The 25770-nt window shown below is 39.3% G+C and carries 19 protein-coding genes and 1 riboswitch; of the genes, 13 read left to right on the top strand and 6 right to left on the bottom strand.

Features of this window, described 5'->3' with window-relative positions; translation table 11 throughout:
- Positions 1-183: 183 nt before the first annotated feature.
- Both AACV01_RS15135 and dtpA read right to left on the bottom strand, forming a co-directional pair.
- Positions 184-813, bottom strand: coding sequence for a helix-turn-helix domain-containing protein (locus tag AACV01_RS15135; protein WP_004248294.1), 630 nt, complete (start codon positions 811-813; stop codon positions 184-186).
- 184 nt (positions 814-997) lie between these two features.
- Positions 998-2464 (bottom strand): dipeptide/tripeptide permease DtpA, encoded by a 1467-nt coding sequence (gene dtpA / locus AACV01_RS15130; RefSeq protein ID WP_161683176.1) that lies wholly within the window; start codon positions 2462-2464, stop codon positions 998-1000.
- 564 nt (positions 2465-3028) lie between these two features.
- Between dtpA and AACV01_RS15125 the strand changes: the two genes are divergently transcribed.
- The 8 genes from AACV01_RS15125 to fbaB all read left to right on the top strand — a co-directional run bounded on the left by AACV01_RS15125 (position 3029) and on the right by fbaB (position 16421).
- Positions 3029-4264: an MdtA/MuxA family multidrug efflux RND transporter periplasmic adaptor subunit gene (locus tag AACV01_RS15125; protein ID WP_060554718.1), complete on the top strand. Its 1236-nt coding sequence runs from the start codon at positions 3029-3031 to the stop codon at positions 4262-4264.
- Positions 4264-7395, top strand: coding sequence for an MdtB/MuxB family multidrug efflux RND transporter permease subunit (locus tag AACV01_RS15120; protein WP_004243446.1), 3132 nt, complete (start codon positions 4264-4266; stop codon positions 7393-7395). The genes AACV01_RS15125 and AACV01_RS15120 overlap by 1 nt, the downstream gene beginning before the upstream one ends.
- Positions 7392-10475: a multidrug efflux RND transporter permease subunit MdtC gene (gene mdtC / locus AACV01_RS15115; protein ID WP_004243447.1), complete on the top strand. Its 3084-nt coding sequence runs from the start codon at positions 7392-7394 to the stop codon at positions 10473-10475. The genes AACV01_RS15120 and mdtC overlap by 4 nt, the downstream gene beginning before the upstream one ends.
- Complete coding sequence (baeS, locus tag AACV01_RS15110) at positions 10472-11848, top strand: two-component system sensor histidine kinase BaeS (protein WP_004243448.1); 1377 nt, start codon at positions 10472-10474, stop codon at positions 11846-11848. The genes mdtC and baeS overlap by 4 nt, the downstream gene beginning before the upstream one ends.
- A 65-nt stretch (positions 11849-11913) precedes the next feature.
- The gene (baeR, locus tag AACV01_RS15105) at positions 11914-12621 is read left to right on the top strand and encodes a two-component system response regulator BaeR (protein ID WP_004243449.1); all 708 of its coding nucleotides are present in this window, start codon (positions 11914-11916) and stop codon (positions 12619-12621) included.
- Positions 12622-12740: 119 nt separating this feature from the next.
- The gene (gene trhP / locus AACV01_RS15100) at positions 12741-14120 is read left to right on the top strand and encodes a prephenate-dependent tRNA uridine(34) hydroxylase TrhP (protein ID WP_004243450.1); all 1380 of its coding nucleotides are present in this window, start codon (positions 12741-12743) and stop codon (positions 14118-14120) included.
- Between the two features lie 308 nt (positions 14121-14428).
- The gene (gene yegS, locus AACV01_RS15095) at positions 14429-15322 is read left to right on the top strand and encodes a lipid kinase YegS (RefSeq protein WP_004243451.1); all 894 of its coding nucleotides are present in this window, start codon (positions 14429-14431) and stop codon (positions 15320-15322) included.
- Positions 15323-15371: 49 nt separating this feature from the next.
- Positions 15372-16421 (top strand): class I fructose-bisphosphate aldolase, encoded by a 1050-nt coding sequence (gene fbaB, locus AACV01_RS15090; RefSeq protein ID WP_004243453.1) that lies wholly within the window; start codon positions 15372-15374, stop codon positions 16419-16421.
- Positions 16422-16473: 52 nt separating this feature from the next.
- Here the strand turns inward: fbaB and thiD are convergent, their stop codons facing one another.
- Positions 16474-17271, bottom strand: coding sequence for a bifunctional hydroxymethylpyrimidine kinase/phosphomethylpyrimidine kinase (thiD, locus tag AACV01_RS15085; protein WP_060554719.1), 798 nt, complete (start codon positions 17269-17271; stop codon positions 16474-16476).
- 50 nt (positions 17272-17321) lie between these two features.
- Positions 17322-17410: riboswitch (TPP riboswitch) on the bottom strand.
- A 320-nt stretch (positions 17411-17730) separates the two neighbouring features.
- Here thiD and AACV01_RS15080 point away from each other — a divergent pair.
- Both AACV01_RS15080 and pagP read left to right on the top strand, forming a co-directional pair.
- A complete protein-coding gene (locus tag AACV01_RS15080; protein ID WP_161683174.1) occupies positions 17731-18375 on the top strand; it encodes a hypothetical protein in 645 nt (214 codons plus the stop codon).
- A 617-nt stretch (positions 18376-18992) separates the two neighbouring features.
- Entirely contained in the window at positions 18993-19631 is a 639-nt protein-coding gene (gene pagP, locus AACV01_RS15075) for a lipid IV(A) palmitoyltransferase PagP (RefSeq protein WP_004243456.1), read from the top strand.
- Positions 19632-19732: 101 nt separating this feature from the next.
- On the opposite strand, the gene AACV01_RS15070 is transcribed toward pagP, so the two are convergent.
- Together AACV01_RS15070 and mgrB are read right to left on the bottom strand one after the other, a co-directional pair.
- Positions 19733-21115: an amino acid permease gene (locus AACV01_RS15070; protein ID WP_046334586.1), complete on the bottom strand. Its 1383-nt coding sequence runs from the start codon at positions 21113-21115 to the stop codon at positions 19733-19735.
- Between the two features lie 146 nt (positions 21116-21261).
- Entirely contained in the window at positions 21262-21438 is a 177-nt protein-coding gene (gene mgrB / locus AACV01_RS15065; protein ID WP_109024017.1) for a PhoP/PhoQ regulator MgrB, read from the bottom strand.
- Between the two features lie 337 nt (positions 21439-21775).
- Between mgrB and AACV01_RS15060 the strand changes: the two genes are divergently transcribed.
- The 3 genes from AACV01_RS15060 (at position 21776) to brnQ (ending at position 24746) form a co-directional block, all read left to right on the top strand.
- Positions 21776-22162, top strand: coding sequence for a helix-turn-helix domain-containing protein (locus AACV01_RS15060; RefSeq protein WP_004243460.1), 387 nt, complete (start codon positions 21776-21778; stop codon positions 22160-22162).
- Positions 22163-22285: 123 nt separating this feature from the next.
- Positions 22286-23092: a sugar-phosphatase gene (gene yidA, locus AACV01_RS15055; RefSeq protein ID WP_004248301.1), complete on the top strand. Its 807-nt coding sequence runs from the start codon at positions 22286-22288 to the stop codon at positions 23090-23092.
- A gap of 301 nt (positions 23093-23393) precedes the next feature.
- Positions 23394-24746 carry a branched-chain amino acid transport system II carrier protein gene (gene brnQ / locus AACV01_RS15050; RefSeq protein WP_004243464.1) on the top strand — a complete coding sequence of 451 codons (1353 nt, stop codon included), beginning with the start codon at positions 23394-23396 and terminating at the stop codon, positions 24744-24746.
- A gap of 67 nt (positions 24747-24813) precedes the next feature.
- On the opposite strand, the gene AACV01_RS15045 is transcribed toward brnQ, so the two are convergent.
- Positions 24814-25698 (bottom strand): peptidoglycan recognition protein family protein, encoded by an 885-nt coding sequence (locus AACV01_RS15045; RefSeq protein WP_017628032.1) that lies wholly within the window; start codon positions 25696-25698, stop codon positions 24814-24816.
- Positions 25699-25770: the final 72 nt, after the last annotated feature.

Here is a 25770-nt window from a genome sequence, read left to right as displayed (position 1 = left end):
CATCAATATAATTAATCTAATCACTGTAGTTTATCTGAATTTAATCTTGTTATATATCAATCAATTGATAAGATTGTAAAAAAGAAAATTTTCCGCAAAATTGGCCCTATCAAGACATTACAGGACTTGAGATCATTACTGAAACATTACATTTTAAGATCAACGATAATGAGTAGATTTTTATTAGTTTGAAATATGTTTTCCAAAAAGTTTAGCTTGATGAATAATTTCTTGCATTTGTTCACTCATGCGTCCATATTTTTTAAGCGCATCAATAACATTAATATCTTGTTCATCCTCAAAAAAATACATACTCGTTAAAAATGATACTTTTGTTGTTGAGCTTAAACTATCCAATAAAATTAAGATCTCATCTAATCCATCCACTAATCGATTACCATCAAATTGAAAAATAGGTAATCGATATTCTCCTCCCACTTTAACCGCTAATAGTTTATTAGCCTTTAACCGATTATTAATCGTTTGACGTTTTACTCCCAAAATAGCTGCAGCTTGGCTAGCTCTACATGTGCCTCCAAGCTCTTTTAGCCGTTCAGAAAACTTAATAGCGCCTTCGTTTAAACGGGCTATTTTACGTTGTTCTCTTGGTGAAATTGCAGACGAACGTATCAGTTGAGTTTCAAAAATTAACTGAGCCAATTCGTTATCACTCATTTTTAAAGCACTTGCTAAACTTTTCTTCTCTGCTAATTCATTAACCAATTCTTTTGTAAGAACAGTCATTCTTTCTAGAACAGCCACTCTCTCTACCGATAATTGTTGTGATGTTCGTTTTTGTATTACGCTGTTCATACCCACCTCTCTTTTACACTTTACTCATTATATAATGAGTAAAGTGTATAAAACAAGTATAAATAAAAAACAACATTATCAAGTACTATAGATATTTTTTGTTAAAATTAACTTTATTTTTAAATAGATATAAAAAAGGATGCCCTAGAGCATCCTTTTATTGTCTGACAATAAATTTCACATATTACTGTGTCATTTTACTCAGCATAGGGGCAGTAAATAGCATTAACAGTGCAATAACACCTGTTACGATACCTATTTGTAAAAATACACTGCTATAAATTTCTAATGAAGCGTGTGCATTTTGTACGTCTTCAGGAACGGCCATTAAGCTTGCCACTTTACCAGCAATAATTGCAGCTGCCGCAGATGTTAAGAACCATGCGCCCATAATAAAGCCCATTAAACGCTGTGGCACTAGTTGGGCCACCATCGCAAGACCTAATCCTGAGATCATCAGCTCACCAATACTTTGAAAGCCATAACTGGCAACAAGCCACCATGATGAAACGATACCAGCTTCATTTGCCATACTTGCACCCAATGGTAATACTAAGAATGCAGTTGCACTCAAAAACATTCCCACTGTGAATTTATAAGGCATGGGTAATTTATCACCCATAAAGTTATATATAGCAGCCAATAATGGACTAGCTAGCATGATCCAAAATGGGTTAAGTGATTGAAATTGCTCTGGCTCAACACTAAAGCCTAAAATAGCGTGTTCAACATTATGGATCGCAAAAAAGTTTAATGATGTTGGCATTTGATCATAAAGAACAAAAAATACCACGGCTTCCACCATCAGTAAGAAAGCGACGATCATTTTACGCCGTGCAACCCCTTTCATCATAAAAGTTTCACGGGCAAAAATCAGGATAATACCTAATGAAATAATCGCTAAAGACCATGTTGCCACTTCATTATTATGTAATAACCACGTTGATACCGCAGTTAAAGCAACAATCCCCAACAGCGTTAATAACAGTTTCAGGTAGTTTAGTGGCTCAAAGTCAGGCCTAGAGCCTTTATCTTTGATCCAACCGCGACATAGCATAAAGTTTGCCAGTGTGATCAACATCCCCACCACACTTAATGCGAAAGCGACATCCCAACCATAATTCGCCGCTAACCATGGTGTCGCTAACATGGATAAAAATGATCCCACATTAATCGACATATAGTACATGGTAAATGCACCATCTAATTGTGGATCATCTTTCTCATAACAGGTGGCTAATAAAGAGGAAGGGTTGGCTTTAAATAAACCATTACCCACCGCAATAGTGGCTAAACCCCAGTAAATCATATCTTTATCATGATCGGAGAAAGCAACCATGGCATAACCAATTGCCAGCACAATAGCCCCTAGGACAATAACCCTTTTTGTCCCGAGAATTTTATCGCCAAGCCAGCCACCAATTGCCACAAAGCCATAAACTAATGCGGTAAATGCGGCAAAAACAGTGATAGCTTCCGCCTCACTCATACCCAGCATTTTAACCAGATAAACGGCCATGATCCCTTGTAAGCCGTAATATCCAAAACGTTCCCATAATTCGATTGAGAAGATGAGATAAAATGCACGAGGCTGTTTAAACGCATTCAGACTCGGTTTCTGTTCATCTTCAGGTGTGTTTGCAGTTGACACTAAAAACCTCTAGTTATTCTATTATGCCCTTATTTTTGGGCTGCTTTTACCAAAAACATTGTGATTCAAGACAGAGTTAAAGCGCGGTGTTATTCATACTGAATTGTTATTCTTAACAAAGAGTTCAATACAGAGAAAAACAAGGTTGGCATTCTATCACCGGAAAGAATAATTATCTAAGAATTATAACTAACTATTGCGTTTTATCATAGTTGACGCCATTTGTACAAAATAGTTATGCGCTCAAAAAATCAACAAACAAAATAACTCACTGATTATTAATCATTTATTTTATGCTGGTTTATTCATCATCACTATATAAAAATAAAGTACGCCGAGATAGCTAGCTAGAAATCGTTTTTCTCTTTATAAAAAAGAGATAACTCCAGCATATTATTGCTAAGTGACAACAACTGATTAGAATATAATCAATAAACACATTCCTTGACTCAATTTTCATATTTCCTCCATTTTTACCCCTAAAGAAATAGGTAGAATGTCATAATTGATTGTGTCATTTCATTTTTTCTCAATTAGCGAGTTGTCAGTAGGATCACCAACGCAATGAATAACAACAAAAAGACCAAAAAAAGATTTTCTCTTATTATCACCCTGCTTATTGTTATCGCTGGCGCTATCGCCTATTGGCAATACTCTTCAAACAACAGCGCACCTTCTGTGAGTAAAGATACCCCTACTGCGAACACACCAAATAGAAGTACAGCTGGCTCAAGACGACCACCGATGCCACCTGTACAAGTGGCGACATCTGCACAAGAAGATGTGCCGCAATTTTTAACCGCTTTAGGCACAGTGAAAGCCGTCAATAGTGTGACCGTGACAAGCCGTGTGGAAGGGCAATTAATGGCGTTGCATTTCACCGAAGGCCAACAAGTGAATCAAGGCGATTTGTTAGCAGAAATCGACCCACGCCCTTTTGAAGTGCAATTAGCACAAGCTAAAGGGCAATTGGCAAAAGATCAGGCCACACTGGCGAATGCGCGCCTTGATTTAGCTCGCTACCAAAAACTGGCAAAGACCCATTTGGTTTCACAACAAGAATTAGACAACCAAGCGGCTTTAGTCAAACAATCTGAAGCCAGTATTAGTATCGATAAAGCAGCAATTAATAATGCACAATTACAATTAACCTATAGCAAAATAACGGCCCCTATTTCAGGACGGGTGGGATTAAAGCAGGTTGATGTCGGTAACTATATTTCTGGTGGCTCATCTACGCCAATTGTCGTTATTAACCAGATGGATCCTGTTGATGTCCTCTTTACATTACCAGAGCAAGATCTATCACAGGTTATCTTAGCCCGTAAAAATAGCCCTACATTACCTGTTATTGCATTAGACAGAAATAATAAAATTGAATTAGCACAAGGGGCACTATTTAGTATTGATAATCAAATTGATGCCACTACAGGGACTATCAAATTAAAAGCCCGTTTTCCTCAACAAGAAAGTACGCTATTTCCCAATCAATTTGTCAATATTCGTTTATATGTCACTACATTAGAAAAAGCGGTAGTGATCCCCAATGCAGCATTACAAATGGGAAATGAAGGACACTTTGTTTGGGTCGTTGATGAGGAAAATAAAGTCAGCAAACTCGCTGTTGAGGTTGCATCACAAAATGCAGATAAAGTTGTCATTGCCTCAGGGTTATCCGCTAATCAACGTGTTGTCACCGATGGTGTGGATAGATTAACGCAAGGTGCCAAAGTCGAGATTGTAACACCGCTGGCACCTAAAGCTAAAACCACAGATCCCGTTGTTGCGGAGAAAGCATAATGAGCGAAAAAATCCCCGCTACAGGTGGTGGGCCATCTCGTTTATTTATTTTACGTCCAGTGGCAACAACGCTGTTTATGGTCGCGATTTTATTAGCAGGAATTGTCGGTTATCGTATGCTGCCAGTGTCTGCATTACCTGAAGTTGATTATCCGACCATTCAAGTCGTCACACTCTATCCTGGGGCAAACCCCGAGGTGATGACCTCTGCGGTAACAGCACCGTTAGAGCGTCAATTTGGACAGATGTCAGGCTTAAAACAGATGTCCTCACAAAGTTCAGGTGGGGCATCAGTCATTACATTGATGTTCCAACTCACATTACCGTTAGATGTCGCAGAGCAAGAAGTACAAGCGGCCATTAATGCAGCAACTAACTTATTACCTACTGATTTACCTTATCCGCCCATTTACAGCAAAGTAAATCCGGCTGATCCGCCAGTGCTAACCTTAGCCGTCACCAGTTCTGTATTGCCGATGACACAGCTACAGGATATGGTAGAAACGCGAATATCGCAGAAAATATCGCAAGTTAACGGCGTTGGTTTAGTCTCTTTAGCCGGCGGACAACGCCCTGCTGTGCGCGTAAAATTGAATGCCCAAGCAGCCGCCTCTTATGGGTTAGATAGTGAAACAATCCGCGTGGCTATTAATAATGCCAATGTTAACTCTGCCAAAGGTAGCCTTGATGGCCCCACTCGCTCGGTAACGTTATCCGCCAACGATCAAATGAAATCATTAGATGATTATCGCAAACTGATTGTTAGCTATAAAAATGGTGCCCCCATCCGCCTTGCCGATATTGCCACCATTGAACAAGCCCCAGAAAATAACCAGCTTGGTGCTTGGGCCAATAATCAACAAGCCATTATTATCAATGTGCAACGCCAACCGGGTGTTAATGTTATTGAAACAACGGATAATATTCGTAATTTATTACCGGATTTAGTGTCTAATTTACCTAAGTCGGTAAATGTTGAGATCTTAACCGATAGAACCACAACCATTCGGGCATCAGTGAAAGATGTCCAGTTTGAACTGGGCTTGGCGATTGCACTTGTGGTCATGGTTATCTATCTATTTTTACGTAATGGTGTTGCCACTCTTATTCCTAGCATTGCCGTCCCCCTCTCCTTAGTGGGTACTTTTGCGGTGATGTATTTTTGCGGTTTTTCTGTCAATAACCTCACCTTAATGGCACTTACCATTGCGACAGGCTTTGTGGTTGATGACGCCATTGTGGTGATAGAAAATATCTCCCGTTATCTAGAGCGAGGAGATAAGCCGTTAACCGCAGCCTTAAAAGGGGCGGGAGAAATCGGCTTTACTATTATCTCACTGACTTTTTCTTTAATTGCCGTACTGATCCCGCTGTTATTTATGGGAGATATTGTTGGTCGTTTATTTAGAGAGTTTGCCATTACCTTAGCCGTGGCGATTTTAATTTCCGCGGTAGTCTCTTTAACCTTAACGCCGATGATGTGCGCGCGCTTACTTAAACCAGAAAGTCAAATTAAGCACAATCGTTTTGAAATGGCTTGTGAGCGCTTTTTTGAAAAGATGATCGCCGTGTATGCGGTTTGGTTAAAACGTGTATTAAATCATCAATGGATAACATTAGGTGTTGCCCTCAGTACATTAGCACTAACAGTTTTGCTCTATCTATTTATCCCTAAAGGCTTTTTCCCTTTACAAGATAATGGGTTACTACAAGGTACAATAGAAACCTCACAATCCATCTCTTATCAAGCGATGGTTGAAAAACAACAACAAGTGGTTGAGAAACTGATTGACGATCCGGCTGTTGAAAATATTGCGAGCTTTGTGGGTATCGATGGCAGTAATGCCACCCTCAATACAGGTCGCTTGCAAATTACCTTAAAACCCCTCGATCAACGTGATTCACGCATTGATGAAATTATTCCTCGTTTACAAGCACGAGTCGCGTCTATTGCAGGTATTACACTCTATTTACAACCCACACAAGACTTAACTATTGATACACAAGTTTCCCGTACTCAATATCAATTTACCTTACAAGCAACCTCCCTTGATGAGCTTGCCTATTGGGTGCCTAAATTATCACAGGCACTACAAGAGAGTCCGGAACTTACCGACATCAGCAGTGATTGGCAAGCTGATGGGATGATGGCCTATATCAATGTAGATAGAGATTCAGCCAGTCGCTTAGGGATCTCAATGAGTGCCATTGATAATGCGTTGTATAATGCCTTTGGACAGCGACTTATTTCAACGATTTACACCCAAGCAAATCAGTATCGTGTTGTCTTAGAACAGAATATGCACAATAGTGAAGGACTACAGGCACTTTCTGCAGTTCATTTAACCGGCAAAGAGGGTGCTATGGTGCCACTCTTATCTATTGCCTCTGTGGAGCAACGTCTCGCGCCTTTATCTATCAATCACCAAGAGCAATTTCCTGCTACCACATTCTCATTTAATGTCGCGAAAGACGCATCTCTTGAAGCTGCTGTTAATGCCGTTAAGCAAGCAGAAGAGCAAATTGCGATGCCAAAAGATATTACGACACAGTTTCAAGGGGCTACATTAGCTTTTGAAAGCGCCCTTTCGAGCACGCTGTGGCTTATCATTGCGGCCATCGTTGCTATGTATATTGTATTAGGCGTGTTATACGAAAGTTTTATTCACCCAATTACTATTTTATCTACCCTACCTACTGCGGGTGTCGGTGCTTTATTGGCACTGATGGCAGCCGGTAATGAGCTAGATATTATTGCGATTATTGGCATCATTTTGTTGATTGGTATTGTTAAGAAAAATGCCATCATGATGATCGATTTCGCCCTGGCCGCTGAAAGAGAACAAGGACTATCTCCTTACGAAGCAATTTATCAAGCTTGTCTGCTACGTTTTCGCCCTATTTTAATGACCACTATGGCTGCGTTATTAGGTGCATTGCCTTTAATGCTAAGCACTGGCGTAGGGGCTGAATTACGCCAACCATTAGGTGTATGTATGGTGGGGGGCTTAATTATGAGTCAAATACTCACCTTATTTACCACCCCTGTTATCTATTTGCTGTTTGATAAGTTATCACTTTACCTTAATCGCCATAAACGCGTTGAACATGATAATGGAGCGGTGTCATGAAGCTGTTTGCTCTATTTATTCAACGCCCTGTTGCTACCACACTACTTAGCCTAGCCATTTCTCTTTGTGGTGCGTTAGGTTTTATGTTGTTACCTGTCGCACCACTGCCACAAGTTGATTATCCGGTCATTAATATTTATGCCTCATTACCGGGGGCATCACCTGAAACGATGGCTTCTTCTGTTGCCACTCCCCTTGAACGCTCCTTAGGGCGTATTGCGGGGATTGATGAGATGACGTCAAGTAGTGCTTTAGGTAGTACCAGTATCACATTAGTTTTTGACTTAAATAAAGATATTAATACCGCAGCTAGAGATGTACAGGCTGCGTTAAATGCCTCACAAAGCCTATTACCTTCAGGTATGCCAAGTCGCCCGCGTTATTACAAATCAAATCCTTCTGATGCACCGATTATGATCTTAACGCTGACCTCTGAAACACAAAATACCGGTGAGCTTTATGATCTCGCATCAACACGCTTGGCACAAAAAATTTCGCAAATTGAAGGAGTAAGTGAAGTTTCCGTAGGGGGAGGTTCACTGCCGGCTGTGCGTGTTGCACTCAATCCTGATGCGCTATTTAATCAAAATGTCAGTCTTGATGATGTACGCAAAGCCATTAGTCAATCCAATGTAAGAAGACCACAAGGCTTTATTCATAATGATGAAAATCGTTGGCAGATACAAACTAACGATGAGTTAAGCAAAGCTCAAGATTATCGCCCAATTATTGTGCATTATAATCAAGATGCTATCGTACGTTTAAGTGATGTTGCCCAAGTGACAGACTCTGTACAAAACGCACGGGCGGCAGGAATGAGTGGTGGTGAACCGGCTATTTTACTGGTTATTCGCCGTGAAGCAGGCGCCAATATCATCGAAACTGTCAACCGCATTCGTGATGAACTCCCCGAATTACGTGAGCTACTCCCTGCCAGTGTCAATTTAAAGGTAGCTCAAGATAGAACCCCCACTATTCGTGCCTCGTTAGCAGAAGTTGAACGCGCATTAGCGATCGCCGTAGCACTGGTTATTTTAGTGGTATTCTTATTTCTACGTTCAGGGCGTGCTACCTTGATCCCCGCTGTTGCCGTACCTGTTTCATTAATTGGTACTTTTTCAGCCATGTATTTATGTGGCTTTAGCTTAAACAATCTATCATTAATGGCATTAACGGTTGCAACCGGCTTTGTCGTGGATGATGCGATTGTCGTACTCGAAAATATCTCTCGCCATATCGAAAATGGCTTAAAACCTAAACAAGCCGCCCTAAAAGGGGTTAGCGAAGTGGGCTTTACGGTACTTTCAATGAGTATTTCATTGGTGGCGGTATTTATTCCTCTCTTGTTAATGGATGGCCTTGTCGGACGACTTTTTAAAGAATTTGCCATTACCTTAACCACTGCGATTGGGATCTCTTTATTTGTCTCCTTAACATTAACCCCAATGATGTGTGCCCATTTATTAAAAGGCATAAAACCCAAAGCACAGTCACATTTACGCGGATTTGGTAAGTTAATTTTTCGCTTACAACAAGGTTACAGTGTCACACTACAAGCGGCATTACGGCATAAACGCTGGATCATGGCTATTTTTATTACCACCTTAGGACTGAATGCTTATTTATATATCAGTGCGCCGAAAACCTTCTTTCCAGATCAAGATACCGGTCGTTTAATGGGATTTGTACGTGCAGACCAAAGTATTTCATTCCAATCGATGAAAGAAAAAATGACCCGTTTTATGCAGGAGATTAATGCAGATAAAGATGTCGATAGCGTCACGGGATTTACGGGGGGAGGACGTATTAATAGTGGATTTATGTTTATTTCACTTAATCCGCTCTCAGAGCGCACAGATAGTGCAAATCAAGTGATCAATCGCCTTCGTATCAAACTGGCTAATGAACCCGGTGCAACACTATTTTTAATGCCTGTACAAGATGTACGTGCAGGAGGACGCCAAGCCAATGCCAGTTATCAGTTTACTTTACTCGCTGATGATTTAAGTGAATTACGTAAATGGGAGCCATTAATACGTAAAGCGTTAGGCGAATTACCTGAGCTGGTTGATGTCAACTCAGATAAAGAAGATAAAGGTGCCGAAATGGCACTCACTTATGATCGCGATACTATGTCGCAATTAGGCATTAATGTCAGTGATGCCAATAATTTATTAAATAACGCCTTTGGGCAGCGGCAGATCTCTACCATTTATGCCCCGCTAAATCAGTATAAAGTCGTGATGGAAGTGTCTGAACAATATACGCAAGATGTCTCTGCACTAGATAAAATGTATGTGATGAATACACAAGGTGAACGTATTCCATTATCTGCATTTGCCAGTTGGTATCCAGCTAATGCACCTTTAAGTGTTAATCACCAAGGGTTATCTGCCGCCTCTACCATCGCTTTTAATGTGCCAGAGGGCTATACCTTATCTGATGCTATTAACGCCATTGAGCGAACCATGACAGAGTTAGGTGTACCTAACACGGTACGAGGCACCTTTGCGGGTACAGCGCAAATTTTTCAAGAAACCATTAAGTCACAGCTTATCTTGATCTTAGCGGCTATTGTCACCGTCTATATTGTCCTTGGTGTGCTTTATGAGAGCTATATTCATCCATTGACTATTTTATCCACATTGCCTTCTGCCGGTGTTGGCGCATTATTAGCACTGCGCTTGTTTGATACCCCCTTTAGCTTAATTGCTCTTATTGGCATTATGTTGTTAATTGGTATTGTGAAGAAAAATGCCATTATTATGGTGGATTTTGCGATTACGGCTCAACGAGAAGGAAAACTATCCGCTCAAGAAGCGATTATTCAAGCCAGTTTATTGCGTTTCCGCCCTATTATTATGACTACCTTAGCCGCGCTCTTTGGCGCTTTACCTCTGATGCTAAGTAGTGGTGATGGTGCGGAATTAAGGCAGCCATTAGGCATTACCATTGTGGGTGGCTTGCTTATGAGCCAATTATTAACCCTGTATACCACTCCGATTATCTATCTGTTTTTTGATGGTGTTCGCCAACGTTGGCAACAGCGACGCCATAACAAAAAAGAGGCAAATGCATGAAACTAAGAAGTAAGCTATTTTTGGTGATCTTCGCGACTTGCATGATAGTGGTATTTGCTATGCATATCGGTATTCGTAGTAGCTTCCAGCAGGGGTTTATTGGCTATATCAAGAAGAACAGTGAACAGCGGGCAACCTTGTTAGCCGAAGCGTTAAGCGATCAATATCAATTAACCGGAGATTGGCGTTTTCTCAATCGAGACGATCGCTCTATTTATCAGATACTACGAACCATTGACCAAATAAGTCAAAGTGGTGAAGGCCCTGCCCCTCGAGGATGGCGTACTCAGTTTTGGATCGTCGATAAACAGATGAAACGCTTATTTGGCCATGATAATCAATTTCCCGCAGAAACCTTTAAAAAACCTATTACTTATCATGATGAAATTGTCGGCTGGGTGATTGTCAGTGCAGCGGACAAAATCAGCAACGAAGCAGATATTAGCTTTGATAAGCAACAGTTACGCACCAGTTGGATCATTGCCGGCTTAACGGTGCTTTTTGCGCTATTAATTACGTTAATACTGTCACGCAGCATGATCCGCCCAGTAAAGCGATTAGTGGAGGCAACCCATAAATTAGCCGCTGGCGATTTTGCTGTTCGCGTGACCCCAACCAATAAAGATGAAATCAGCCAGCTAGCAACGGATTTTAATCAACTTGCCAGTACACTGGAAAAAAATGAGCAAATTCGCCGTGATTATATGGCAGATATCTCCCATGAGTTACGTACGCCATTGGCTATCTTAAAAGGAGAGCTTGAAGCGTTACAAGATGGTGTAAGAAAGCCAACAGCAGAAACCTTAAATTCATTACTCTTTGAAGTAACAAATTTAACTAAACTGGTAAACGATCTACATCAGCTATCATTATCTGATAGAGGCTCTTTGACCTATCGTAAGGATTTTATTGATATTAATGAAATTATTTTGTTAGCTGTCGCCTCTTATCGGCATATTTATCAAGCCAAAGAGATTGCTTTACAGACTGATTTAGATGATAACGTCAAACTGATTGTACAAGCTGATCCGGATAGGTTGATTCAACTTTTTCATAATCTATTAGAAAACAGTGTTCGTTATACCAATTCTGGTGGTCAATTGCATATTAGTAGCAAAAGAGAACATAATAATGTGTTGATTGTGTGGGAAGATAGTGCCCCGGGGCTAGATAAAGCACAATATGAAGCGGTATTCCAGCGTTTTTATCGGGCCGAAAGCTCTCGTAATCGTTCCAGCGGTGGCTCTGGTTTGGGGCTTGCGATTTGCGAAAATATTGTCGAAGCTCATAATGGTAAAATTACGGCTATGCCATCCGCTATCGGTGGAGTAAAAATACTTATCGTATTACCTGTCTATTCTGAAGATAATTAAATTTTGCTCTATTGATTATACTGAATATTATTGTCCTAATTGATAACTATTGAGCCATATAGACAATGACCACGACCACATCTACATATTCAATTTTAATCGTTGAAGATGAGCCGAAATTGGCACAATTACTTATTGATTATCTTCAAGCATCTGATTATCAAACGCAGTGGCTGGCAGATGGTACTGAGGTTATACAACATATCAAACAATCTCATTACGATTTAGTCCTGCTTGATCTGATGCTACCGGGTAAAGATGGTATTACCCTATGCAAAGAGTTACGTCAGTTCTCCGATATTCCTATTATTATGGTCACCGCAAAAACAGAAGAAGTAGACCGACTATTAGGGTTGGAAATTGGTGCTGATGACTATATTTGCAAACCTTATAGCCCTCGGGAAGTGGTTGCCCGTGTAAAAACATTATTGCGTCGCTATTATCGGCCACAGGATATTGTGCAAAATAGCGCCTTAGTTATTATTGATGAGCAGGCTTACCAAATTCAATATCATAATAAAATTCTTGATTTAACTACCGCTGAATTTCGTCTTATTAAAGCATTAGCTACACAACCGGGCAAAGTGTTAAGCCGTGACCAGTTAATGGATCATCTGTATGATGATTATCGCATCGTAACCGACCGTACTATTGATAGCCATATAAAAAACTTACGGCGCAAACTTGAGCAACTTAACGATCAAATTGAATTTATTCGTTCAATTTATGGACAAGGCTATCGTTGGGAAACCGCAGCCTATCGTTTTCGATGATATTTTTTCAGGAATACATTGAACCTCGCTACAGTTAAGCGCTAGAATCCTCCCCTTTATGATATACCCTTACCTTTTGTGTAGGGGACTGACTTGAAATCAGAACCAGGAAATTAATCATGTTTACACCCGAATTGCTCTCTCCTGCAGGCTCATTAAAAAATATGCGCTATGCATTCGCTTATGGCGCAGACGCGGTCTATGCAGGTCAGCCTCGCTATAGTTTACGCGTACGTAATAATGAGTTTAACCACGAAAACCTTGCTAAAGGAATACAAGAAGCGCATGAATTAGGTAAACGCTTCTATGTTGTGGTTAACATCGCCCCCCATAATGCAAAATTAAAAACCTTTATCCGTGACTTAAAACCAGTTATTGATATGGGGCCTGATGCGCTGATTATGTCTGATCCGGGTTTGATCATGATGGTGCGTGAAGCTTTCCCTGATATGGATATCCACCTTTCAGTACAAGCTAACGCCGTTAACTGGGCTACCGTAAAATTCTGGCGTCAAATGGGCTTAACTCGCGTCATTCTTTCTCGTGAGCTATCTATTGACGAAATTGCAGAAATTCGTAAACAAGTCCCTGATATGGAGCTTGAAGTCTTCGTTCACGGGGCCTTGTGTATGGCTTATTCGGGTCGTTGCTTATTATCAGGCTATATCAATAAACGTGACCCAAACCAAGGTACATGCACAAATGCCTGCCGTTGGGAATACAAAGTTGAAGAAGGCAAAGAAGATGAAGTGGGGAATATTGTCGAGAAGTACCAACCTATCCCGGTAAAAAATGTTGAGCCAACGTTAGGTGTAGGTGCCCCCACTGATAAAGTGTTCTTAATTGAAGAAGCTAAACGTCCGGGTGAATATATGACTGCGTTCGAAGACGAACACGGTACTTATATTATGAACTCAAAAGATCTGCGCGCTATCGAACACGTTGAGCAGTTAACTAAGATGGGTGTACATTCACTGAAAATTGAAGGTCGTACTAAATCTTTCTATTATTGCGCACGCACAGCACAGATGTATCGCCGTGCTATTGATGATGCTGTTGCAGGTAAACCTTTCGATCCGACACTGCTGACAACGCTAGAAGGTTTGGCACACCGCGGTTATACCGAAGGTTTTTTACGTCGCCATACCCATGATGCCTACCAAACCTATGAATACGGCTATTCTGTATCAGATACACAACAGTTTGTAGGGGAATTTACAGGTAAACGTGTTAACGGTTTAGCTGAAGTGGATGTTAAAAATAAATTTATCTTAGGTGATAGCTTAGAGCTAATGACACCAACAGGAAATATTCAATTCACTTTAGATGCGTTATTTAATAAAAAACAACAGCCGACAGATGTTGCTCCGGGTAATGGCCATGTGGTTTATTTACCTGTTCCTGACGATGTTGATTTAAACTTTGCACTGCTTATTCGTAATCTGCCAGGAACGACAACCCGTCAACCTCATAAAATTGATGCGGTAGAAGTGAAGTAAATCATCATTATCTGATTTGATGTGGTCAATTTCAAAGATAGATCACATCAATACCTATTCATTTGCCGTATCATCTATTTCGAAAAATAAAGAACTAGAATGAATACAGTAAGACTAGGAACCACCTCCTTGGCAAATCCAATCTCCCTTGGATTTGCCTTTTCTTTTTTTATCCCCCGCTATTTTTATTATTATTTTTTGAGTAACGTAAATTGCTTTTGGCTTTGGTGATACTTTGTAAAAAAAATGGTAATTCGCCTAATATCCATTATCTTTAAATAAGTCATATTAATTAAGGAGTCATATTGATGGGCCAAATCAGTTTGCTGATTATCAATGGAAAAAACTCAGGCAATGAGGCTCTGCGACAAGCGGTTTATCAACAACGCAAGGAAGGTAATGATATCCAAGTCAGAGTGACATGGGAATCAAGTGATATTCAACGCTTTGTGCAAGAAGCACTACATATTCAAGCGCAAACCATTATCGCCGCAGGGGGTGATGGTACGATCAACAATGTCGCCTCTGAGCTGGTTCGTTTAGCCCCCTCTTCGCCCCCCGCGTTAGGCATTATCCCTTTAGGGACTGCAAATGATTTTGCCACCAGTGCACAAATCCCATTAGAGATGGACAAAGCGCTCAGTTTAGCGATTAAAGGTCGCGCCGTTCCTGTCGATATTATTAATGTGAACAAAACACATTACTTTATCAATATGGCCTCAGGTGGCTTTGGTACCAAGATCACCACTGAAACCCCTGAAGCACTAAAATCTGCCTTAGGTGGTGCTGCTTATTTTATTAATGGTTTATTGCGTATTGATACCTTAAAAGCGGATCAATGCACCGTTGAAGCTGAAAATTTTCATTGGAAAGGTGAAGCTTTAATTATCGGTATTGGTAATGGACGCCAAGCGGGAGGTGGACAACAACTTTGCCCCGAAGCACTGATTAATGACAATAAACTCAATATTACCCTTGTTGAAGCCCGTGAATTGCTTCCTTCTCTATTAACCAGTCTGTTCGATCGTAAGAAAAATGACAAAATTATTGAGCGAGAAAGTGATTGGGTCACTATTAGTGCGGCTCATGAAATGGTATTTAATTTAGATGGTGAACCCCTTTTAGGGGATAAATTTGAATTTATTGTACTACCTGAAGCGATCCACTGCCGGTTACCGCCCCAATGTGACTTGTTATCTTAATGTAGATAAATGACAATCACTATCATCTCATCGTGAACTGGAGTAAGTAATGACTGATATAGTAAGTTTGTTAGGTGCTGATGCTAACTCATTATTGGAACATCGCTGCCAAACCATCCCAAGCGAAAATCTCTACCTGCCAGGTTCTGACTTTGTTGATCGTGTGATGATTGATAACAATCGCCCTAATACCGTATTGCGTTCTATGCAAACCCTGTTTAACCATGGTCGTTTAGCAGGAACCGGTTATCTTTCTATTTTACCTGTCGATCAGGGTGTTGAACACTCTGCCGCTGCCTCATTTGCCGCGAACCCACTCTATTTTGATCCCAAAAATATTGTTGAGCTTGCCATTGAAGCCGGATGTAACTGTGTTGCTTCCACCTATGGTGTTCTGGCTTCTGTTTCTCGTCGTTATGCACACAAAATCCCATTTTTGGTAAAACTTAATCATAACGAAACATTAAGCTATCCAACTCAATACGACCAAACGCTGTATGCCAGTGTTGAACAAGCCTTTGAAATGGGGGCTGTTGCTGTAGGTGCGACTATCTATTTTGGTTCTCCAGAAAGCCGCCGCCAAATCGAAGAGATCTCGATGGCATTTGAACGTGCCCATGAATTAGGCATGGTTACCGTATTATGGGCATATTTACGTAATCCAGCCTTTAAGAAAGATGGGGTTGATTACCATGCAAGTGCTGATTTAACGGGTCAAGCCAACCATTTAGCATCAACCATTGGTGCCGATATTGTTAAACAGAAAATGGCTGAAAATAACGGTGGCTTTAAAGCGATTGGTTTTGGTCATACTGATGAGCGTGTTTACACTAAACTGACGAGCGAAAACCCCATTGATTTAGTGCGTTACCAATTAGCTAACTGCTATATGGGACGTGCAGGATTAATTAACTCAGGTGGAGCATCGGGTAATAACGATCTTGCTGATGCAGTACGTACTGCAGTCATTAATAAACGTGCTGGGGGCATGGGGCTTATCTTAGGTCGTAAAGCCTTTAAGAAATCCATGAAAGACGGTGTTGCTCTAATAAATGCCGTACAAGATGTCTATTTAGATAAATCTGTGACTATTGCTTAATTTTTACGATTAAATTACGCATTGAAGCCCCTTTAATAGGGGCTTTTTGATATCACCACCAGCGATGAAAATGATGTACAGGGCCGAAACCTTGTCCCACCTCTAAACTGTCTGCCTGTTCTAACGCTTGCTGTAAATAGGCTTTTGCTTGTTTAACACAACTTTGCCAATCAGAAACTTGAGGACGAATAGCAGCTAAAGCGGCTGAAAGTGTGCATCCCGTACCGTGAGTGTTTTTTGTATTGATGCGCGGTGAAGTAAATCGCCATTGCCCATCTTGGGTCAATAACCAATCAGGACTTTCTTTCTCGCTTAAATGGCCCCCTTTCATCAATACCGCCTGACAACCTTGATGAAGTAATGCCTCACCTTGTTGTTTCATAGTTGTTTCATCTGTCGCGATATCACAACCTAATAGTGCTGCCGCCTCAGGCAGATTTGGCGTGATCAAATCAACGCGGGGTAATAACTGAGTGAACATTTTATCGATAGCATCAGGTTGTAACAGTGGATCGCCACTTTTGGCAAGCATAACAGTATCAAGTACGACAAAAGGAATGGGATATTGCTGCAGTTTATCGCAAACGACATCAATAATACTGGCATTAGAAAGCATACCAATTTTAGCGCTATCTATTCTGACATCAGAAAGTACCGCATCTAATTGTGCTGCGACAAAATCAGGGGATAAATCATAGACAGAGTGTACACCACAGGTATTTTGCGCTACCAGTGCAGTCATGACTGTTGTGCCATATACACCCAGTGCGGAAAATGTTTTCAGATCAGCCTGTATCCCCGCCCCACCACTCGGATCGGTGCCGGCGATAGACAATGCGTTATATCTCACTGATTAACTCCTCCTTTACCAGTTACAGAAAAGTCGGGCTCTGTTAATCAGCACAGTGACCTTGACTTCCCTACGCTGGCATTATCCAGATCAGGTTATACGGGTTCATCTCAGCCAATAGGCGCCCCGAGCCAAAGCTTATATGATATAAGCCACAAGAGTATCGCATGCAGAAGATAAAGAAGCTAGATAATGACAACCTTTATCAGCTCACTTAACGTGCTTTAAGTTAACTTTTCTATTTTAGAAGATAAATTAATCTAGCTTGTCTATAATAGAGGCAGGATCGATGATTTATATTTTATTAGCTATCAATCTTGAATATATATTCTCATCATAAGACAATGATAAGCATAAAATAAAATATTTTGCTCGTTTTAACGACAATCGATATATAATCTGCTAAATGAGGTATTTATAATGCATTTCTTGACCACCACTGATATGCGGAGGGGCTAAATGAAAAATGAACCATCGCAACAACAAAATGGACAATCAATGCCTTATCTTATTCCTGATGCAGATTTTAATGCGAAATTAAAACTACCAGCCAAAAATATTGAACATACAATACAATTTATAACCCAAGGGGTAAAAGATATTTCTTTAGACGGTTTTGAAATTCCTACGGGCTATCGGTTAGTTAAAGCTGTTCATAGAGATCAATATAGACTTATTACTACTAATAAAGAAAGCGAAACAGCCTATTTAGTTGAACTAAGATTTCGACAAGATATCGTTTATGGACAAACAACATGTACTCAAATAAAAGTATGGCGTTCTCGCCTTCCTAAACATCGCAATGTAATAAGAGATTTACCCCGCACTTTCTTTTATAACCTATTAAAAGTACACAATATTGTTGTGACTGATGAGGAACAAACCTCTGATGGTAAAGGTTTTTGGATTGATATGATTTTATGGGCTTTTAGTGAAGGATATTATATTTATGCTTCAGATGGCACTGAAATGGATCGACCATTACATTTAATTGATAGTGTGGAAGACTTTTATAATAAATGGGATGCGTTTTGCTGGGGAAAAGATCGCGATATTCATACTAATCGACTATTAGTTATTAGTAAAGAACCGTTATCTCAATAATTAAACGATTTTTTCTTAAAATCTGTGGGTTTTCCCCTCGTTACTCACAACTCACAGATTTACTCCTTCTTTAGGGGTGCTATAGTGAAGTGATCACTTTATCCAGCAGCCATAAAACTTAAACACTTTATAAACACATCTTCGTTTTTTGCTTTTTTTATTTAACTCTCATTATTAATTACTCTATTATCCTGCTTTTTTGCAATTTTGCCCATATAACAAACACTATTCATTATTAACGTTATATTAATATTTCAATATGCGATAAAAAAACCGATGGATATGTAATCGTTATATTATGTTATAATGTTTTTTAGATAATATTTAATCGTTATTATCTTGCTTAGTTTGTTTTATTCTAAAATCTAATAAATTATGTATCATTATTAAGCTTAATAAATCCTCAATTATATTAACTAATACTATAAATAATTATCTTTTAAATGGGAGCAACTGAGATACATCTCTTTGTAACCATTTGAAATTAAATATAATGTTATTAAAATAGTTCAATTTCGGATAGCTCTTATCTGAATATTTCACTAATTAAATAACACTATGACACAAATTTTTTTAACATTACCAGAACCACCGCAATGCCGTATTCGGAGTTATATATGTCATCTACCTATTTTCACTCTAGCCTATTAGCAGCTACACTGTTTTCAGTTACGTTAACAGCACCTGCTTTTGCTTCTGAAAATACGCAAAACACACCTCAGACTATTACGACAAAAAAACCTCAGCCAGCAGAGAACACTTTCTCAGAAAAAAATGAGGAAAGCTATTGGGGAAAATTTAAACGTAATCTTACCCAAACTTGGGATAATGACCAATATAACTACTATTTACCGGTATGGACTTGGCATAACCGTTTTACTTACGATAAAGAAAAAACCAATCGTTATAACGAAACGCCTTGGGGATTTGGTATGGGTAAATATCGTTATGATAATGAGGGTGATTGGCATGGCTTATATGCTATGGCCTTTATGGATTCCAATAATCGTGTACAACCTATTATGGGCTATGGTTTTGAAAAAATGTGGTATCCCGGTGGAGATAGAGAGGGTTTTCGCATGGGGGCGGGCTTTACCTTAAGTGTGACTGCTCGTCATGAGTATAACTATATTCCGATGCCATTACCTCTACCGCTAGTGTCAGTCGGTTATGGACACTTATCATTACAGGCGACTTATGTACCAGGAACCTATAATAACGGTAATGTTTTATTTGCTTGGTTACGTTGGCAGTGATCGATTGCCCTAATAAAAAAATAAAGTGACCCTTTTTAGAGTCACTTTTTTAATATCGCGTTTTTCTTATATTTCACTTAGGCTAACTTAGCCAAGATAATTTAACTATCTTGCCTTGCTTGTATGGCTGTCAGCGATTTTTTAGTTCTTGAGATCTTAAAACCTATCCAGAGCAAGCCTACCCAAAATGGCATCAAAATAACGGAAATATTAATTTTTGGCATCATTAGAATAATGACCAAAATCATACATAAAAAGGCTAAACACAGATAGTTACCATAAGGATACCAAAGTGCTTTAAATGAAGGCTCTACACCCTCTTTAATTTTAGCTGCTCGGAATTTTAAGTTTGCTAAACAGATCATGATCCAGTTAAGCACTAATGTTGTTACCACTAATGCCATTAATAGCTCTAAAGCTTGATCAGGGAGTAAATAGTTAACCAAAATCCCGAGTGATGTGGCTATCGCAGATAACCCCAAAGAAATAACAGGTACACCACGTTTATTAACCTTAGATAATGAATGCGGTGCATTGCCTTGTTTGGCTAAACCGTACAGCATCCGGCTATTAGAATAAACGCCACTGTTATAGACAGATAATGCCGCGGTTAAAACCACCGCATTTAAAATATGGGCAACAACAAAATTATCTAAATTATGGAAAATAAGTACGAAAGGACTTTCTCCTTTCACCACTTGGGTCCAAGGATAAAGAGAAAGCAGTACAATCAATGAACCAATATAGAAAATCAAAATTCGATAAACAACTTGGTTAGTTGCTTTGGGAATACTTACTTTAGGATTTTCTGCTTCTGCGGCCGTGATCCCTACCAGCTCAAGTCCCCCAAATGAGAACATCACAATAGCTAATGCAGACATAAACCCAGTAAAGCCATGAGGGAAAAAACCTAGCTCCCATAAATTGCTCACAGAAGCTTGCGGACCACCATTACCACTGACCAATAAATAGCTACCAAATAAAATCATACCAACGATCGCCAAAACTTTTATAATGGCAAACCAAAACTCGGTTTCACCATACATTCTGACATTAATTAGGTTAATTAAATTAATAGCAACAAAAAACACCGCTACCGAAACCCACACCGGAATATCAGGTAACCAATAATTAATATATTTTCCTGCGGCGGTTAATTCAGCCATACCGACAAGAATAAACATAACCCAGTAGTTCCAACCTGATAAAAAGCCAGCAAATGGCCCCCAATACTTATTGGCAAAGTGACTAAATGAACCCGCAACCGGCTCTTCGGCAACCATTTCACCAAGTTGGCGCATGATCATAAACGCAATAAAACCACCAATCGCATAGCCTAATATAACTGATGGCCCAGTCATATTAATGGTTTGCGCGATACCAAGAAACAGACCAGCGCCGACAGCCCCACCCAGCGCAATCAGCTGGATATGTCGATTTTTAAGACCGCGCTTTAATTCTGCTTGTTGCGACTCTTTCGCCATACATCCTCTTTTCTTCATCTATCAGGTAAAAGTGTAAATCAATGTTTACGATTTTGTTTATTTCAAGCCACCATTAAAACACTAATCTGACTTGAATAACAAATACATTTTGTGATAGAGGGGAAAAAGCATAGAAAGCGGGTTTTTTACGGCTGCTTAGAGGGGAATAAGATGGTAAAGCGACAGATACCTTGCTGAAAATCTTCGCCTTGATCGCAAAAATTATCTAACGCCACAAGGTACAACCCCAAGCTGATAGCTAATATAATTATTAAGCTAATAATTATTTTCTTTGCGTTCAAATTAAAATCCTTTAAATACATTTTGTTAATAGTACTTATTACAAAATAGGCATTCGCTTTAATACGATAACAACGCCTATCACTGTTGTTATAAAATTCGCAATAAGTTATCTCTAAGATTAAATTTAGCATAGTTTTCATAAAGAAAGTTAAATGCTTCCTCGACAGAAAACAGATAATTGGCACTATTTTTTCTTAATTGTACGCAAAATAGGCATTTTTATTTTAATTACACATTTTGCCAACACATAGAAACAGCAATCAACTAATATGGATTTCTCTGTTTGCCACTTTTTGTATAATATTAAGGAGTTAATTTTGTTTTTTACCTTAACTTCATCGATAGAATGGAACTGTAATGCCACAAGATAATCATCTCGCATTAGTTTGCGCGCTAAGTAAATGGATTGAGGAGCATTTAGGTCGCGTAATACACCTTGAAGAGCTAGCGGCTTACTCCGGCTATTCCCTTTGGCATATGCAGAAAATTTTTAAAGAAGTCACGGGCACCTCTTTAGGAAAGTATATTCGCCAACGCCGTTTAGCGGGGGCTATCCATCTTTTACGCACCAGTGACCGCTCAATATTTGATATTGCATTAGATTTCGGCTTTGGCTCGCAATCACACTTTACTTATATGTTTCGTAAAGAGTATGGCATCACTCCATTTGACTTTAGGCAAAATCAAAATATCGAGTTAGAGACAAAACAGCCCTTACATTTGCAATCACTTTGTTGTGATTAGACTGACTTTTATGTGGCATAGAGATATTCTCTTTCGTGTCACATAAATAAAGCCCCAGTTATGTGATGATAATGCCTCGCCCTTACCAACCATTAACTGCTTTACTTTAATATGGGGATGATAATGAGTATTAAGCTTATCGTTATTGATTTAGATGGAACGTTACTAAACGAACAACATGAGATCACACCTGAAGTACATCAAGCGATCCAACATGCTAAAAATTCTGGAGTGCATATTGTTCTTGCATCTGGGCGATCTTTTAACGGCATCTCTCCCTATTTAAAAGCACTTAATCTTGATACATCTGATAACTTTTGCATTAGCAATAATGGTAGCCAAATTCACCAAGCAGAAAATGGTGAAATTATCACCGAAGACTTGCTCAATTTTGAAGATTACCTCTATTTTGAAGATCTCTCCCGTGAGATAGGTGTTCACTTTCATGTTTTAAGTGATAATAAAATTTATACCACCAATCGCCATATTAGCCATTTTACTTGTCGTGAAGCATTCTTAACGTGGACACCTCTCTATTATCGCCCCTTAAGCGAAATGCAAAGAGATATGCGCTTTAGTAAATTTATGATCGTTGGTACACCTACGGTATTAGATAACGCAATGCAATATTTACCTGCTAATATCTATCAACAATACAGCATATTACGTAGCGCTCCTTATTTTATTGAGATATTAAATACCGATGTCAATAAAGGAAACGCGGTACAAAAAATAGCAGAACATTTAAAAATCACTCCAGAGAAAATAATGTGTATTGGCGATCAAGATAATGATTTAGCGATGTTACAGTACGCAGGATTGGGTGTTGCGATGGGAAACGCCCCTGAAGAGATCAAAAAAGTGGCGAAATTTATTACATTATCTAATAAAGAACACGGTGTTGCCGTCGCTATCAATAAATTTATTTAAACACGATATTTTTTGTGTTTTATCACTAATGTCTACAAAATTATATAGCAATTGTGATCCTAGCTAGAGGATCACACTGCTTGCCCCCCTGCTTTATAGCCATTTATTATGCTCCTTTTCCTGCTGGATCAGGATTAAACACCTATTTCTTCTTACATCTCCGTCAGAATTTGTTACTATCAATTCTCTTTTCGTTATTCAAACACTATTTTTACAAGATAATTACCTAGTAATTAGGCTAAATATAGAATAACAAGTATAAATTATTAATATATTCTCTCTCAGACAGGTAGTATTAGTTATGCTTTCAACAAAAGACATGCTAGTCCTTGGAATGATGGTTTTTGCTCTTTTCCTTGGCGCTGGTAATATTATTTTCCCTCCAATGGCAGGTTTCCAATCTGGAAACCAATGGTTTAGTACGTCATTAGGATTTTTGGTTACGGGTGTCTTACTCCCTTTTTTAACCTTAGTCACCGTAGCTATTCGTGGACGTGGTGAACGCCTTTCTATCGACTTGCCATCATGGTTTGCGGTGTTATTTTGGATTGCACTTTACCTGATTGTCGGTTCTACCTTTGCAATGCCTCGGGTCACGAACACCGCCTATGAGATGGGATTTTTACCTCTTGGTCTTATTGAAAAAAATACTACGACCCATCTGACTTTCGCATTAATATTTAACCTATTAAGTATGTTCTTTATGCTTAAACAAGGTACGATGATCAGTGCCATCGGTAAATTCATGACCCCAGCGCTCTTAATACTCCTGGTTGTCGTTGGTATTGCTGTGGTGGCTAAACCGCTTTCCCCTATTGAAGAGCCTACCGGCCTTTATGCGGTAAATGGCTTCTTCTCCGGTATTATTGACGGTTATCAAACCATGGATGTGCTATCTGCTATGGCTTTTGGCGGGATCGTCGCTCGTGCGTTATATACCAAAGGGATCACCAATCCTAAACAAATTGGTTTTATCACCATAAAAGCGGGGATGATTTCGGTTTTACTCTTAGCCGCCCTTTATTTATGTTTATTCTATTTAGGTGCCACAAGTCACGCGGTATCTGTTTTTGCTGATCCGGCACTAAATGCCACTAACGGTGGTCAAATTTTCTCACGCTACGTAGACGCTTTATTTGGCTCTGTCGGTACTTGGTTGATGGGCGGGATTGTTTTATTAGCCAGTATGACAACCTTAGTCGGGGTTACTAGTGCTGCAGCAGACTACTTTGCGACATTCCATCATCGTTTAGGCTATCGCTTCTGGGTTGTAGTATTTACACTGTTAACGACGTTAGTCTCTACTTTTGGTCTTGATACCTTATTACGTGTCACTATTCCTGCATTATTAATGATTTATCCAACATCAGTGACACTAGTCTTACTACAATTTGTTCGCCATAAACTAAAATCACCGCGTTTTACTTACCGCTTTACAATCTGTGTCATTGTTTTAATGAGCCTACTTGACACATTAAAACAGTTAAAATGGCTAAATGGAGATTTATTACAACTATTTAGTTACATTCCACTGTCTGAGTATGGCCTAGGTTGGTTATTACCGGGTATTATTGCATTCGCAATTTCATTACTAATTAGTCTCAGTTTTAAAGAAACCGACACAGAAATTGCTACACCTAATACAGTAAAATAAATCTATTATTGCAAATAGCCCCAAAGTAAATAGTCACTTTGGGGCTAGTTTTTATCCTTAATAACTATCAATTATCTGAATGTTTTATTGGCTCAGTTGATGGCTGTATCCACTTAGTTCGATATTTATCAATTAACGCCATTAAAATAGCTTCTGACTGCGCATCAGGAATACCTTTAATATCACTTGGTCTAAAATGCATTTGAAATGCGCTAACCACTTTTTGCGTTTCAGGATCTAATATCCCTGTTGTTGGTGTTTGATAACCATACTTCGCTAACAAGGTTTGAAAATTAGCAATATCAACAGGCTCCGATGCAGCTCTTCCCGCTAAATAGAAAGTGACTGTTTCATCATCTGGCCAAGCGCCTATTCCTTGTTTCGCTAATTCAGCCCATGGGAAAAGTGGTCCCGGATCAACTTTACGTTGTGGTGCAATATCACTATGCCCGACTACATTTTGAGGTTCAATACCATAGCGTTGAATAATATCTTTCATCATCATAGTAATGGTTGAGAGTTGTTCTGCGGTATAAGGTAACCACTCTCTTAATGTACCCTGATCTTTATAACCATAATTCACTATCTCAATACCAATTGAACCATCATTCAAACCTGCACTATTTCCCCACTGACTTAGCCCTGCATGCCATGCTCTTTTATCTTCACTCACTAAAGCAAACACAACCGGCTTACCATCAACATAATTTGGTTTGGTAGGAATTAAATAATGACTGCTTACATTTCCCGAAGTTAACGTTTTTAACGATTCTTTATCGTCAACGGCGGTGTAGTGCATAACTAAAAATTTTACGCGATTATCTTGCCCAGGGTTATTGGGAACAACTTGTGCAAAATAATCCCCCCTATCAATAAGCTGAGGTTGCTGAACACAACCTGAAAGCAACCCCAAAGTAACAAGTAAAAAGAGACTGTAGCGACTAAAGATCATTATCCATCCTGAATACATTAGACTATAAATTTAAGGCTAAATTGTAGACAAAAAACCCATATTAAAAAATAT

It is taken from the genome of Proteus sp. G2609 (genome assembly GCF_963896135.1).
Taxonomy (GTDB): domain Bacteria; phylum Pseudomonadota; class Gammaproteobacteria; order Enterobacterales; family Enterobacteriaceae; genus Proteus; species Proteus mirabilis.
Note: the sequence above shows the minus strand (reverse complement) of the source record. Positions and strands in the feature narration are given on the sequence as shown.

Coding starts and splice junctions, on each gene's coding strand:
- AACV01_RS15135 (WP_004248294.1), bottom strand. CDS start 813: ATGAACAGCGTAATACAAAAACGAACATCACAACAATTATCGGTAGAG.
- AACV01_RS15125 (WP_060554718.1), top strand. CDS start 3,029: ATGAATAACAACAAAAAGACCAAAAAAAGATTTTCTCTTATTATCACC.
- AACV01_RS15120 (WP_004243446.1), top strand. CDS start 4,264: ATGAGCGAAAAAATCCCCGCTACAGGTGGTGGGCCATCTCGTTTATTT.
- mdtC (WP_004243447.1), top strand. CDS start 7,392: ATGAAGCTGTTTGCTCTATTTATTCAACGCCCTGTTGCTACCACACTA.
- baeS (WP_004243448.1), top strand. CDS start 10,472: ATGAAACTAAGAAGTAAGCTATTTTTGGTGATCTTCGCGACTTGCATG.
- baeR (WP_004243449.1), top strand. CDS start 11,914: ATGACCACGACCACATCTACATATTCAATTTTAATCGTTGAAGATGAG.
- trhP (WP_004243450.1), top strand. CDS start 12,741: ATGTTTACACCCGAATTGCTCTCTCCTGCAGGCTCATTAAAAAATATG.
- yegS (WP_004243451.1), top strand. CDS start 14,429: ATGGGCCAAATCAGTTTGCTGATTATCAATGGAAAAAACTCAGGCAAT.
- fbaB (WP_004243453.1), top strand. CDS start 15,372: ATGACTGATATAGTAAGTTTGTTAGGTGCTGATGCTAACTCATTATTG.
- AACV01_RS15080 (WP_161683174.1), top strand. CDS start 17,731: ATGAAAAATGAACCATCGCAACAACAAAATGGACAATCAATGCCTTAT.
- pagP (WP_004243456.1), top strand. CDS start 18,993: ATGTCATCTACCTATTTTCACTCTAGCCTATTAGCAGCTACACTGTTT.
- AACV01_RS15070 (WP_046334586.1), bottom strand. CDS start 21,115: ATGGCGAAAGAGTCGCAACAAGCAGAATTAAAGCGCGGTCTTAAAAAT.
- mgrB (WP_109024017.1), bottom strand. CDS start 21,438: ATGTATTTAAAGGATTTTAATTTGAACGCAAAGAAAATAATTATTAGC.
- AACV01_RS15060 (WP_004243460.1), top strand. CDS start 21,776: ATGCCACAAGATAATCATCTCGCATTAGTTTGCGCGCTAAGTAAATGG.
- yidA (WP_004248301.1), top strand. CDS start 22,286: ATGAGTATTAAGCTTATCGTTATTGATTTAGATGGAACGTTACTAAAC.
- brnQ (WP_004243464.1), top strand. CDS start 23,394: ATGCTTTCAACAAAAGACATGCTAGTCCTTGGAATGATGGTTTTTGCT.
- AACV01_RS15045 (WP_017628032.1), bottom strand. CDS start 25,698: ATGATCTTTAGTCGCTACAGTCTCTTTTTACTTGTTACTTTGGGGTTG.